General features: G+C 51.7%; 6 protein-coding genes. 4 read left to right on the top strand and 2 right to left on the bottom strand.

All coding sequences use genetic code 11. From position 1 onward, the window contains the following. Positions 1-17: 17 nt before the first annotated feature. The 4 genes from WFK81_RS09225 (at position 18) to WFK81_RS09210 (ending at position 11616) form a co-directional block, all read left to right on the top strand. Positions 18-6563, top strand: a complete 6546-nt coding sequence (locus tag WFK81_RS09225) for an OmpL47-type beta-barrel domain-containing protein (protein WP_336786121.1) — start codon at positions 18-20, stop codon at positions 6561-6563. Positions 6564-6701: 138 nt separating this feature from the next. Then, positions 6702-9305 carry a LuxR C-terminal-related transcriptional regulator gene (locus WFK81_RS09220; RefSeq protein ID WP_336786120.1) on the top strand — a complete coding sequence of 868 codons (2604 nt, stop codon included), beginning with the start codon at positions 6702-6704 and terminating at the stop codon, positions 9303-9305. A 2-nt stretch (positions 9306-9307) separates the two neighbouring features. After that, a complete protein-coding gene (locus tag WFK81_RS09215; RefSeq protein ID WP_336786119.1) occupies positions 9308-10198 on the top strand; it encodes a helix-turn-helix transcriptional regulator in 891 nt (296 codons plus the stop codon). Between the two features lie 137 nt (positions 10199-10335). Beyond that, on the top strand, positions 10336-11616 hold the full coding sequence (locus WFK81_RS09210) for a glycoside hydrolase family 27 protein (protein ID WP_336786118.1): 1281 nt from the start codon (positions 10336-10338) through the stop codon (positions 11614-11616). Positions 11617-11664: 48 nt separating this feature from the next. Here the strand turns inward: WFK81_RS09210 and WFK81_RS09205 are convergent, their stop codons facing one another. Together WFK81_RS09205 and WFK81_RS09200 are read right to left on the bottom strand one after the other, a co-directional pair. Beyond that, on the bottom strand, positions 11665-12627 hold the full coding sequence (locus WFK81_RS09205) for a sugar ABC transporter substrate-binding protein (RefSeq protein ID WP_336786117.1): 963 nt from the start codon (positions 12625-12627) through the stop codon (positions 11665-11667). Further along, the gene (locus tag WFK81_RS09200; RefSeq protein ID WP_336786116.1) at positions 12624-14177 is read right to left on the bottom strand and encodes a response regulator; all 1554 of its coding nucleotides are present in this window, start codon (positions 14175-14177) and stop codon (positions 12624-12626) included. Before WFK81_RS09200 ends, WFK81_RS09205 begins: the two co-directional genes overlap by 4 nt. Positions 14178-14187: the final 10 nt, after the last annotated feature.

Genomic DNA, 14187 nt, shown 5'->3' with positions numbered 1-14187 from the left:
AGAGGAGGACGAAGGTTGTGTTTCGTAAATTAAGCTGCATTTTATTGCTTATCGCAATTGCATTTGTATTTTTGCCAACGGGAGGTGAAAAAACGGCATTTGCCGCTGTGTCGGTGGAGGAGCTGCCATCGTCTTTTAACCCGCCGGAGCTGCTTCCCGGAGCTACGGCCAGTGCGCTTGGAGGGAACAAAATTCTCTTAACCGGGGGGCAGAGCGGAAGAAACAATTCCTTCTCGAAGAACTCATACGTCTTCGATGCGGGTACTCAAACCTGGTCTTCCAATGCGCCTGCTTTACCGGTGGCTTATCATGCGCAATCCATGCTGCCAAACGGTAACGTGGTTGTCATTGGAGGGGATGCGTTCATGAATAATGTGGGCTACGTCTACAACGATGCTGTCCGCATATACAATCCTTCCGCAAACGCTTGGACAAATGCTGCGAACTTCCCTCATACGGTGTTGGGACAATCTCAGAGCACGCTTCTTGACGGCCGGGTATTGGCCGTAGGCGGAGCAAACGAGGTTTTTTTCGCTAGTCGTTCGATTCTTTATGATAATGCCTACATTTTTAATCCTACCGCCAACCGATGGGACGAAGTCGCCCCTTTGCCTAGGGGGATATATGGAGCCGCACAAAGTACTTTGAAGGACGGACGAGTGCTGCTGACCGGCGGTCTTAGCGGGTATGTATATTCCTTTGATTCCTATATTTACGATCCGGCAGCTAATACGTGGACTAAGGTCGCAAGTCTGCCCTATTCCGGAATGGACATCTTTTTCAGGCATTCGCAAGTGACGCTTGCGAACGGGAAAGTATTGGTCATGGGGAATTATAATTTCTACTTGTATGATCCGGCGACAAATACTTGGACAAGCGATGTTGAAAATCCGAATCATTTAACGAATGCCAGTCTCATCCCTATCGGTTCAGACGTTTATATATTAGGCGGGTACAATGATAGGGATTACACGGACAATACCAAGATGTATAAATTGACCTTCGACTTTAATCCGCCGACAGCCCCAACCATTACGGGGGCCGGCAGCGCATGGAGCGCATCCGCTGTAGACGTGTCCATAGTGCCGGGAACGGATGCGGAAACAGGGGTTAACCGGACGGAGTACAGCTTGACCGGTGCAACAACCTTAAGCTGGACGACTTATACAGGTCCTATTAAAATCTCAAGTTCAGGTCAAACAACTATTTCGGCACGGACGATAGATAACGCTGGGAACATCAGTAAAACGGAATCCGCGGTCGTAAAGATTGACCAAACGCCTCCCGTTACCCCAACCGTTAATTTGTCGGCAAACGGATGGAGCCCGGGTGCGGTAACCGTTACCCTGTCGGCCGCTTCGGATCCAGGCGGTTCGGGCGTGCAACGTAGAGAATATAGTCTGACCGGAGCAACAACCGCTGATTGGACTGCTTTTACGGGGACGCTCATCGTATCCTCGCAGGGTCAGACAACGGTCCATGTGCGGGATATTGATGAAGTAGGCAATATTAGCGCCGAAGGGACCGCCGTCGTAAAGATCGACGCGGCAGGGCCCGCAGCGCCAACCATCACGCCTGCCTCGGGTTCATGGAGCAGTGCGGATGTTGTGGTCGTTATCGTGGCCGGCACAGATACGGGAGGTTCCGGCGTTAACCGGACCGAATACAAACTGACAGGCGCCTCTAACCTGAATTGGACGACCTATAATAGTCCGATCTTACTCGGAGCGGAGGGGCAGACAACCGTTGAAGCACGAACCATTGATAATGCCGGTAATATCAGCACAAGCAAGACCGCAATCGTAAAGGTGGATAAAACCCAGCCAACGGCACCTACCGTAGCACCGAATACGGCGAGCTGGACAAATGCCGCTTCGGTAAAGGTTACGGTTACAGGAGGTACGGATGCCGGATCCGGCGTCAGCCGGACCGAATATAGCTTAAACGGCGCGTCAACGCTAGGCTGGACGACTTATACCGGGCAGGTGACGATCAGTGCGGAGGGGCAAACGACGATAAGTACCAGAACCGTGGATAATGCCAATAACATTGGGCCGGTCTCGACCGCTGTAGTGAAAATCGATCGAACGCCGCCCGAGGCTCCGGTTATTACGCCTATTATCAGCTCATGGACGGCTTCCAACGTAATGTTTACAGTAGCAGCGGGAACGGATACCGGAGGTTCGGGGGCTGCCCGGACCGAATTCAGCCTAAGCGGAGCAACGGTGGTGGATTGGTCCACTTATCCGGGAACTGTATTGATCAGTACGGAAGGACAGACAACGATTCATGCCAGAACCGTAGACCAAGCGGGAAATAAAAGCACCGAACAGACTGCGTTGGTATCCATAGACAAAACAAAACCAACCGCGCCTGTCATTACGCCTTCGGAATTGGATTGGAGCGCATCGGATGTGGCGGTGACCGTCGCAGCGGGTACTGACACAGGTTCGGGTGTAAGCAAAACGGAATACAAGCTTTCCGGGGCTACAACCAAGGATTGGACAACGTATTCCGGGGCTTTGTCGATAAGTGCGGAAGGCCAGACAACCGTTGAAGCAAGAACAACGGATAATGCCGGTAACGCCAGTGCGGCGGCTCCGGTTATCGTTAAGGTGGACAAAACAAAACCAGCTGCGCCATTGGTTGCATCGGACATGCCGTACTGGACGAATGCCGCTTCGGTAAAGGTTACCGTGACGGCAGGAACGGATGGCGGCTCCGGCATCAACCGTACGGAATATAGCTTAAGCGGTGCTTCCTCGCTTGCATGGACGACGTACACGGGGCAAATTGCCGTATCTGCGGAAGGTCAGACCACGATTAGCGCCAGAAGCGTCGATTATGCTGGCAATGTAGGGCCCGTGTCGACAGAAGTTGTGCGGATCGACAGAATTTCTCCTGCTGCGCCTGCCATAAGCCCGGCGGGAGGCGCCTGGTCGAGATCTTCGATTTCCGTGACATTAACCGCCGGGGCGGACAATGCCTCATCGGCGGATCGGGTTGAATATAAACTGTCGGGCGCAACTACGCGCGACTGGACGACTTATTCGACTCCGATCCAAGTAACGGCGGAAGGAAAAACCACCGTTACAGCCAGGACGATAGACAAGGCCGGCAATATCAGCAAAGAGTCGGAAGAAATTCAATCGATCGATCTTACGGCCCCTGGAGCAACGTCGCTGACGACTGATGTGTCGGTCTGGAACGCATCCGATCATGTGACGGTGACCGCTTCGCCCGGTACGGATAGCGGAGGCTCCGGGGTTAAGGGAATGGAATACAGCTTGTCCGGCGCAGTCACCTCAGACTGGAAGCCTTACACGGATCCAATTATAGTTACGGCGGAAGGCAGAACAGAAGTGTATGCAAGAACAATGGATATGGCCGGCAATATTGGAACAGCTGCTAAGGTAACGGTTCTAATTGACCGGACAGCTCCAGAGCGGCCGGATGTGGAAGCATCCGCCGCCAATTGGACGAATTCGAACGTTGACGTAACGATCATGCCGGGGGCAGATCCATTATCCGGGGTAAGCCAAACCGAATATAGCTTGTCCGGCGCGGTTAATGCGGATTGGACGGCCTATGCCGGGAAATTTACCGTGAGTGCGGAAGGCCTGACAACGGTTCACGCAAGAACGGTGGATCAGGCGGGAAATCGAAGCGAAATGACAAGCTTAAACATTTATGTGGATAAAACAGCTCCAACAGCGCCAGCTATACTTATCGGCAAATCGGGCTGGGTTTCGGCGGATAAGGTTAATTTCTCCGTAACAGCGGGCGAGGACCAAGGCGGATCGGGAGGAAGCCGAACGGAGTATCGTTTATCCGGTGCTGTTACGAAAGATTGGACCTCCTATACCGGTGATGTGGATATTGAAGCGGAAGGAGTTACAACGATCAGCGCTAGAACGATCGATCGTGCGGGGAATATCGGTGCCATACGGGAAACGATCGTTCAAATCGACAGATCTTCGCCTACAGCTCCAAGTGTTAAGCCCGAGATTATCAATTGGACAAATGCAAACGCCGTAAAGGTATCGATTACGGCTGGCTTGGACCGCGGTGATTCGGGAATTGACAGGACAGAATACCGCATCGCCGGAGCCGGTGAGAAGGATTGGGCATCGTATGAAGGGGAATTGACCATCACGGCCGAGGGAGAGAGCATCGTGCAGGCCAGATCGATCGATAAAGCCGGCAATAGTAGTCCTATTTCCGAAGAGAAGGTTCGCATCGATAGAACGCCGCCCTTATTACCGGTGGTTTTAACGCCAAAAGATAATGAAACCATAAGCGATAACGCACCGGTGTTCTCGGGAACTGCAGAACCGGACTCTATCATTACGGTAATGCTTGACGGCAGCTTGATGCCTGCCGTAACCGCGGAAGGTAACGGGGAGTGGAAGTACAAACCTGTTCCGGCGCTGACGGATGGGATGCATTATGCAGAGATAGGGATTAAAGACCCCGTGGGAAATGAAGCCGCGCAGACGGTTAATCTTGTTTTTACGGTTGACTCAACAGCGCCTGCAGCTCCGGTCATTCAATCCCCGGTCAATGGTGCTGTAACGGGCATCAACAAGCCTGTGCTGACAGGACTAGCGGAGGCGGATTCGAAAGTCGATTTATATGTGGATGATTCATTGGCGGGAACGGTAAAAACAAATGAAAAAGGTACTTGGAGCATCGCATTAACCGTGCCTCTCCTTGACGGGAATCATATCGTGAAAGCAACTGCCGAGGATTCCGTTGGCAATGTCAGCCAAGCATCGAATGCCGTATCGTGGACGATTGACACAAAGGCGCCGGATGCGCCTGTTATCCTTGCTCCAACAAAAGGAACCGTCACGAATATGAATATGGCCGCCATTTCCGGTACGGCAGAAGCAGGCGCAGAGGTATCCATTTATATCGACGACCAAAAGAAAGGCGAAACAAAGTCAAACGATTCTGGCGAATGGTCGTTTACCCTTACAGAAGCACTGCGGGACGGCGATCATATCATCCATGCTGTGGCCGTAGACGAAGCGGGGAATACGGGATCCGAATCCGTGCAAATTCCGTTTACGATCGACACGGCAGCTCCGGAACTGGCCATCATATCCGCTCCTGTCGAAGGAGCCTTGCTGAATACGGGCAAACCGGCGGTAAGCGGTCGTGCCGAGGCGGGAGCGTGGATTCAATTGACGCTGGACGGATCGGCAATTCAGCCTTTTAAGGTAAATGAAGAAGGGGACTGGTCCTTTGTTCCTGCAGATAGCCTAAATGACGGCATTCATCAGATCAAGGTCAAAGTCGCCGATGCCGCAGGCAATGTGAAAGAGGAGACCGTACAGCTAAATATTGTCATTGATACGACTGCCCCATCGGTGCCGTTGGTCAATAAGCCGAATGAAGGTTCAAAGACGAACCAGGCAAAACCTGAAATAGCCGGAACAGCGGAAAAAAACGCTGAGGTTGCCATTCAGCTGGATGGCGAGCTTGTTGGTAAAGCGGAAGCCGATGACAGCGGCACGTGGAGCTTTGTGCCAAAGGAGGAGCTCGCTATTGGAAGACATCATGTTCAGGCGAAAGCAAAGGATGCTGCCGGCAACGAAAGTGGCCTAACCCATGAATATGGCTTTGAGATTGTATCCAGCAATGCGAGCTTGAGCACCCTCAAGCTAAGCGACATCCAAATAAATGAGCCGTTCAAGGAGGCAACGCTGAATTATACAGCGGGAGTCGCCTACTCGGTATCAAAAACAAAATTGACGGCTGTCCCAAGCGATACGAATGCTAAAGTCGATATTTTGAATGAAAAAGGTGAGCCTCTGGGCGAAAGCATTGAATTGTCGGTTGGCACTCAAACCATTACGGTTCGCGTTACGGCTCAGGATGGGACAACGGTACTTGCGTATACGGTAAAAATTACAAGATACAATCCGGTTAATCCGCCTCAGGTGGAACCGGAGAAGCCCGGCAAGCTTGAGCTTATCGCATGTAAGCCGTCGGCTGACGGCACATTCCAACTCGGCGATATGTCCGGACATTGGGCGGAGAATACGGTTAAGGATGCATACGCCTGCGGTATCGTTCATGGGTTTGACGACGGCACGTTTCGGCCTGAAGGACAGGTCACGAGGGCGGAGTTCGTCACGATGCTTATGAATGCGGTGATTGATAAATCCGCGTCCGCATTAGCGGAATCGGAGTTTTCGGATAAAGACGGCATTCCGGCTTGGGCAGCCGAAGCTATAGCCAGAGCAAAAGAGTTCGGGATTGTGAATGGTTATGCGGATGGCTCGTTCCGGCCGAATGAGCAGGTTACCCGCGCGGAGCTCGTGACCATGCTGGCGAAAGCGGCGGGAATGAAGCCGGTTGAGACGGAGAAGGCGAAGGATTTGTTCTCCGACGCTTCGAATATTCCAGCTTGGTCAGCGGGTTATGTAGCCGCTTTGCAGCAAGCAGGTATATTGCAAGGAAGAGGAGACGGCAGGTTCGTGCCGTCAGGTCAGGCTACTCGAGCGGAGGCAGCAGTGCTGCTGCTGCGAATCATTGATTTTTATCATAATTAATAGAAAGGCGAAAAAACCATTGCCGGCCAGGCAATGGTTTTTTCTGTTTAATCACCCGGCCTCTCCAACTATTTTGAGCAAATAATGTCGAAATTTCAGTATAATAAAGATGATATGTCGGACTTAGAAGGAGATCGTATGTTATTCTCTGAACCTATCCTATTAAAAACAAAAATACGGCTTCCTGTTGTTAAGAAAAATCTTATTATCCGAAAGAGACTGCTTGATTCGCTGGAACAAGGGATGCAGGGCCGAATGGTGACGGTGTGCGCCCCGGCGGGCTCCGGAAAATCCACGTTAATCGCACAGTGGGCGCAATCCGCCCGCATTCAAACCTCATGGGTGTCCTTGGACGAAAGAGATAATGATGCAGCGGGATTTTGGCGGTATGTGTTAAATGCTTATATGGAAACGGGCCCACTCTCTTTAGCGGATTCGCTATCCGCCGTTGGAGCTCTCGTAACGGGCACAACGGTAAACGCGATCATCGATACGCTTCTGAACGAGCTGGCTGCCGCTCAAGATCCAATAGCGCTCGTGCTGGACGATTATCATCATATTGAGCTAGCCGAGATTCATAACAGTTTGTCTTACTTTATAGAATACTTGCCTCCCCATCACCGGATAATTATCGCAAGCCGTGGGGAAATCTCCTTTGACGCGGCGAAATGGCTGGCAAGAGGGGAGCGGACGGATATCGGCCTGCAGCAGCTTCATTTTACCCAGGAGGAGACGCAAGAGTTTTGCAGATCGGCAGGGATTTATTTGGAGCAATGGCATACCCGCAAGCTGTTTGAGAAAACGGAGGGATGGGTTGCGGGGCTTCAGTTGGCCTCTATATCTCTTCGAGCTCAGCAGGATATTGACCGGATTATCGCTGGCTTTGACGGAAGCAACGAAAAGGTCTCGTCTTATTTGTTCCAGGAGGTGCTCGACAAGCTGCCTTCAGACGTGACGGACTTCCTGCTGCAGACAAGCGTGTTCGACCGAATGGATGCGGAGGTCTGCAATCGCGCGTTTGGCCGCTCGGACAGCCGTGAGATGCTGGAGCAGCTTCGAGCACTTAATTTGTTTGTTATTCCGCTGGATAATCATAATGGCTGGTTCCGCTATCATTCGCTATTTGCCGATTTTTTGAAGAACCGCCACCGCTCCCGGAGCCGCGAGCAATGGTTGAAGGATCACCATGCGGCTAGCTTGGCGTTTGCTGTCAGAGGGATGCTTGATAAGGCAATCGACCATGCGATAGCCGGAGAAAGCTACAAGGAAGCTGCCGAGAGATTGGAAGAATATATTCCGGATGCGCTCAAACAAGGCGAGCTTGCTTCTTTGCTTGAACGCATACAGGCTGTCTCGGAGCATATCCCGATACCGGCGAGTTTATTAATGTATCAGGCATTTGCGCATCTGTTGATGGGACAGATGCATTTTTCCGCGGAGACGGTTGAGAAGCTGGAGAAAAGATACGAACAGCCCGAGACCGCGGCTGAGCTTGAACCGCTGCAGGGAGGTATGCTGTTCCTTCAATCGAACCTGCTTTTCTATACGGGGCGTTACGAGCAATGGGATTCGTTTGTCGGATACCGGCTTCAAGGGGTGCTTCCGGAGGATCCTATCTTCTACAACTTTAATTACAATATGATTGAGCCGCTTGTCAGGCGAACTGCATTTGGCTTGAAGGGTATTTTGTCGGCCGATACCGAACGGATCGGTCAGCGGTTCGTATCCGTGCTTGAGCAGCACGGATGGGGGCAGTCGCTCATTAATTTGTATGTCGTTCAAGCCCTAAGCGAAGGTTATTATGAATGGAACAGGCAAAGCGACAGCCTGCAGCTGGTCCGTAAAATCGAGCAATCCGACAGGGCTAGGCATACCGCAGGCTTGTTTGTTCCTAATCGAATTACACTGTCACGCCTTTATGCCGCTAACGGCCAGTTTCGGAAAGCGCATGAAGCAATCGACGAAGCCATCCAAATGGCGGAGCAAAAAGGCGAATATCACTGGCTGTATCCGTTGAGGGCAAGCCGTGCCCATCTCTTCCTGAAGGAAGACAATCTCGCGGAAGCAAAAGCGGAGATTACCAGGCTGCGCATGTCAGACCGCATTCAGCCGGCCTCCAACCGCTGGACCGAATATACCGTCTATGCCAGAATACTGACTGCACAAGGAAAAATAACCGAGGCCTTGAGGCAATTGGAATTAATTCAATCCTCGATCGAACAGGACCATTGCTTCCTTGTTCGTTCAGAGATCGGTATTGTGCAGTCCTTGGCGGAATACCAGCGCGGCAATCGCGGTGCCGCTTTGCAGCTACTTCATGAAGCGCTTGTCATCGGGGAGTCGAACGGTTATATCCGCAGCTTTGTCGACGAGGGGATTCAAATGAAGAAGCTGCTGCAGATGTATGCGGAGCAACGGCAGCGAGAGGCTGGACAAGATGAGTTGCCGCCTGTATCGCCAGCTTACGTGAAGCAGCTGCTGAATTGCTTCCCGCAGCAGGAGAATCTTTCCCAGCCGCAAGCAATATTGGTCGAGCCTTTAACGGAGCAAGAAACCTTTATCCTGCAGTTATTGGGACAAGGAGCTCCGAACAAACAAATCGCGGCCAAGCTGGCTTTAAAGGAAGGTACGGTAAAAGTATACCTGTCCAGAATTTACGCGAAGCTTGGCGTATCTTCTCGGACACAGGCACTTGCGGCAGCCCGCCAGTTGAACGGGCTGGTCGAATTAAGCGGGGAATAAATATGAACGCAGGTCAATTGGCAAGTACGGGCACGTTTGGATTCCGTTTCACAACGCCGGAGCATCTGGCCTTATGCAACCTGTTTGCGATAGGAACGGATGTCATTCGAGACCAGCATTACCGCTGGGACGGATTGACCCGGAACGACGGACCGCTGCTGTTATTTCAATATACGTTTGACGGGGAAGGGATTTACGAGAGAGGGACGGAGACTTTCCGTATTCAGGCTGGTCAAGCGTTTATGACGGAGATTCCCGGGGATCACCGCTATTATTTTCCGTCCGAAGGATCGCACTGGTCCTTTATATTCGTATTGATTCGTCCCTCTCTCATTCTCCCCAACTGGGAGGAGGTAAAGAAGCAGCTGGGCGAAACTCCCTTCCTTCCGGCAGGAAGCCGTCCGATCCGGCTGCTGCAGAGCATGTACGAGGAAGCCCATGCCGGCCGGATCAAGGAGCCATATACCGCTTCTTCCTATGTGTATCAGTTCATTTCCGAGTTATGCCGGTTTGCCCTTGCTCCACGGGAGGATGGAAGGGAATGGCCGCTTAAGGTGAAAGAGGCTGTCGCTTATATGGATACCCATTATGAAAATATGATCAGTCTTGACCAGCTGGCGGATCGGCTTAGCTTGTCGAAATATCATCTGCTTCGCCAATTCACCAAGACGGTAGGCATGTCGCCTAACGACTATCTGAATCGGGTACGGATTAAAGAAGCGATGCGGCTGCTGAAGGATACCGATTGGAGTATTGAGCGGATCGCGGAGCAGGTAGGCTATTCCGGCGGCAGTTATTTTATTAAATGGTTCCGCAAAATAACGGGGGAGACGCCGGGTCATTTCCGCCATGGAGAAGGCCAGCTCGTCTATAACCGGGTTTATTTCGACTAATTGCATCAGCCGGAAGACCGCAATATTTTACTATGATTGAAGTTAGATTACTGTAGATGACCCGTTCTGATAGGAATTAATATAGGAATATAGCAGCAATTCATTTCTATGCATTCTTCAAATACAGGAGGGTCATTATGCAGCATCTTGAATTTTCCCCAACACCGCCGCTAGGCTGGAACAGCTGGGATTGTTACGGCGCAACCGTTAGAGAAGACGAAGTGCGAGGTAACGCCGACTATATGGCGAAGCATCTGAAGGCTTTCGGCTGGGAGTATGTCGTAGTCGATATTCAGTGGTACGAACCGGGAGCCGTATCGGATCTTTACCGTCCCTTTGTCCGGCTCGAAATGGATGATTACTCCCGGCTTATTCCGGCAGTGAACCGTTTCCCGTCCGCAGGAGGCGGACAAGGCTTCAAGCCGCTTGCCGATTATGTGCATAGCCTTGGACTCAAGTTCGGCATTCACATAATGCGCGGTATTCCGCGGCAGGCTGTTCATGATAATACGCCAATCAAAGGCACCTCGGTAACGGCACGCGATATTGCCCATACCTGCTCCTTCTGCGGCTGGAATACGGATATGTACGGGGTAGACGCAAAAAAGCCAGGCGCGCAGGAATATTACAACTCGCTCTTCGAAATGTACGCCGAGTGGGGCGTTGATTACATCAAAGTGGATGATATCGCCGACTCTTGGCTTCATGGCGGGGCGCATCTCGGCGAGATTGAGCTGATCCGCAAAGCGATTGATCATGTTGGACGTCCGATTGTGCTGAGCTTATCGCCTGGTCCCGCACCCGTGAAGCATGCGGATTTCCTGGAGCAGAACGCAAATCTGTGGCGGATGACGGATGACTTCTGGGACCGCTGGCCGCTGCTGCTCGATATGTTCGACCGCTGCAAAACCTGGGAAGGGCGTCCGAAGCCGGGCAACTGGCCGGATTGCGATATGCTGCCGCTTGGCCGCATCGGCGTGCGCTGCTCGCACCCGGACCGCATGACGAACTTCACCCGCGACGAGCAGCTGACAATGATGACTCTGTGGTCGATTTTCCGTTCCCCTCTTATGATGGGCGGCGAGATGCGGGATAATGACGAATGGACGTTATCCCTGTTAACAAACCCGGAAGTGCTGCACATGCACCGTACCAGCAATGGAGCAAGACAGGTATCGCGCATTGGCGACCGGGTGGTATGGACAGCGGAAGGCAGAGACGGGGAACGTTATGTTGCTTTGTTTAATACGGGTGAAGAAGAAACGGAGGTATCCGTGTCCTTCGGGGATTTGGGTATGGACGGAGAAGCAAGCGCGAAAAACCTCTGGACCGGCGAGGCTCAAGGAGCTCCCAACTCTATCTTATCCTCGGTTATTGCGCCGCATGGTGCTGCTTTATACAGACTCGACACCGTTTAGAACAAGGAATGGCGAACTCCAAGGGGTTCGCCATTGTTCGTTTGAGCGTTACTTCAACTGGTCTGCGCTAAGCTCAGTAATCCCCGTATTTATCATGGAATCTACCTTCTCTTCGTTACTTGCCCGGAGCAGGGTCTCCACAATCGACCGTCCCCAAGTCGTCTCGTTCTGCGAGATGACGGCAGCAAGCTGTCCGTTTATCAAAGCATCTTTGTTTGTGGAGGTAATCCCCATCGATATGGCCAGCCGGTTCAACCCTTTCGCCTTCCATATCAAGGTTGAGGCAGAAGCGGAGATATAGTCGAGTCCTACCATCGCATCAAAGTGGGGATGGGCGTCAATCATCGTCTCGATATCGCTCATCGCTTGCTCTTCGCTGCCTTTATTATGATGAATCTCCAGCACGTCTATGGACGATTCCTGCGCCAGATAATCGAGAAAGCCTTCCAACCGCTGCTTCATTCCCAGCATTTCCTCCATGCCATTCTCCACAATGATCATGCCTTTATGGCCAAGAAGACGACTGACCGTCATGGCGCTTTGGCGTCCGGTCATAAAGTTGTCTGCTCCGATATAGGAAGTTCGTTTGCTGTCTGGCGCATCTGATTCGAAGGTAACGACGGGAATCCCGGCCGCCTCTGCTTTATTTATGACGGGAGCAAGCGCCTCGGAATCGACGGGGGATATGGCAATCCCGTCGATTCCTTGCTTGATCATGGATTCCATAATGCGGATTTGCTGCTCGGTATTCGCCTCATCCGGCGCATTAACAATTAACGCCACGTTGTTTTTGGCTGCGGTTTCGTTAGCGTCAAGCGTAATAAGCTCATAAGTCGGATAAGTCATCGGATAAATAATGCCAAAGGTTTTATCCTTGGAAAAGCTGCGGTTTGGCGAAGGGGAGCCTTGAGCGGCAGACAAGGACTGTTCTCCTGTCCCGCTGTTGGAACAGCCGCCAAGCAGTAAGGCAATGATGATAAAAAGCTTAAAAAGTCCCGTCAGCCGTCTCATGCCGTCTCATCCTTTTCTCCTTGGTTGCGATATTCCTTGGGCGTCATGCCCGTCATTTTCTTAAACAGATTGGAGAAATAATGAGGGTCATTATAGCCCACTTCAAAAGCAATCTCAAAAGACTTGCTGCGGGTCGTCTTAAGCAGCTCCATTGCCTTGCCGATTCGGATCTGCGTCAAATATTCGGTAAGCGTCTGACCGGTTTCCTGGCTGAATACTTTGCTCAGATGGCTGGGGCTGACCCTCACATGGGCAGCCATCATTTTGAGCGATAATTGCTCATTATTGTATTGGGCTTGAAGGTATTCCTTCACTTGCTTGATTACATCGCCGTATTTGTCGGAGGATTCCGACCGCCATAGCCAGAGCTCTTGCAGCAGACTATTCAAATAAGAGCAGCAGTCCTCCCAACTAGCTATTTTTTTAATCTCCTGCTGAAGCCGGGGCGCGCTGCAGCCCGGATCCTCACCGGTACGGAAGGTTTGCTTCGCGCAGCGAAGCGCCTCCAAGGTCAGGTCGTTGAACAGATAGAAGCTGTAGCTGCTCTTAAAGGGAAGAGATTTTAACGGAGCCGCAAATTCCCTCACAAAAGCATCCCTCTCGGAAGGGATTCCAATCTTCGCAAACTCCAGGAACCGGTTACGGTTAATGACAATGTCCATCGGCTCGTGAATGTCATGAAGCGAAGCTTGGTTAAGCCGGGCAAGCCGGCTAATATATTTGTCTTCTTCCGCCTCCAAATAAGAAATATGAATGCCTTGTATCCGCTCTTGTTGACTGCCCATTCCGGCGTAAATCTCGCAACCTAACTGCTGCTCGAGCTGTGACCGGGTATATGTGTTGAAGGTATGGAGAAACTCCGTTAGACTTTCCGCGGAATTGCTTTTGAAAATGTAGACGAGCTCTGTCTTGCTTCGGTAAAAGGATAAGCATTCGATCGCTTGTTCAAGCCGTCGATCAAGTTCGTTCCTGACGCTGGTCAAGAGCTGCTGGTCGTTGCCGGCAGAATCAGCGGTTCTCACATCCAGAATAGCGGCGGCATAGAAGCGGGAGGCGAGGGTGAGATTCAGCTCTTTAGCCGTTTCGATCGCTTCCGGTGTACCCATTAATCCGCCGCACAGGTCAGCGAGAAGTCTTTCTTTCGTAACCCCCTGGCCTTTGATCTTCTTCTGCTCCTCATCAATCTTAGCGCTGACCTTCCGGAGAAGCTCAATCAGCTCGGCCGCGCTGACCGGCTTCAAGCAGTAATCCTCGACACCAAGCCGAATCGCATTCTGGGCATAACGGAATTCATCATGGCCGCTCATGATAATGACTTTGATATGAGGCAGCTGTTTCCGGACAATGGCCGTTAATTCAAGGCCGTCCATAAACGGCATTTTGATATCGGTAATCAGAATGTCCGGCTGCTGCTCCTCGATAAGCGGCAAAGCGATTTCTCCGTCCGGGGCGTCGCCGCAGTAAATAAAGCCTTCCTTCGTCCAGTCAACGCAGCTTCGGATATTTTCGCGGATCAATATTTCATCGTCAACGATCATCACTTTTTTCATTGTTATGACC

Origin of the sequence: Paenibacillus sp. MMO-177 (genome assembly GCF_037147795.1) — a bacterium.
GTDB lineage: Bacteria > Bacillota > Bacilli > Paenibacillales > Paenibacillaceae > Pristimantibacillus.
This window is presented reverse-complemented; position numbering and strand designations above follow the sequence as displayed.

Bases quoted from the DNA above. Each gene is read 5' to 3' on its own strand.
- WFK81_RS09215 (WP_336786119.1), top strand. From the start codon at position 9,308: ATGAACGCAGGTCAATTGGCAAGTACGGGCACGTTTGGATTCCGTTTC.
- WFK81_RS09205 (WP_336786117.1), bottom strand. From the start codon at position 12,627: ATGAGACGGCTGACGGGACTTTTTAAGCTTTTTATCATCATTGCCTTA.
- WFK81_RS09210 (WP_336786118.1), top strand. From the start codon at position 10,336: ATGCAGCATCTTGAATTTTCCCCAACACCGCCGCTAGGCTGGAACAGC.
- WFK81_RS09200 (WP_336786116.1), bottom strand. From the start codon at position 14,177: ATGAAAAAAGTGATGATCGTTGACGATGAAATATTGATCCGCGAAAAT.
- WFK81_RS09220 (WP_336786120.1), top strand. From the start codon at position 6,702: ATGTTATTCTCTGAACCTATCCTATTAAAAACAAAAATACGGCTTCCT.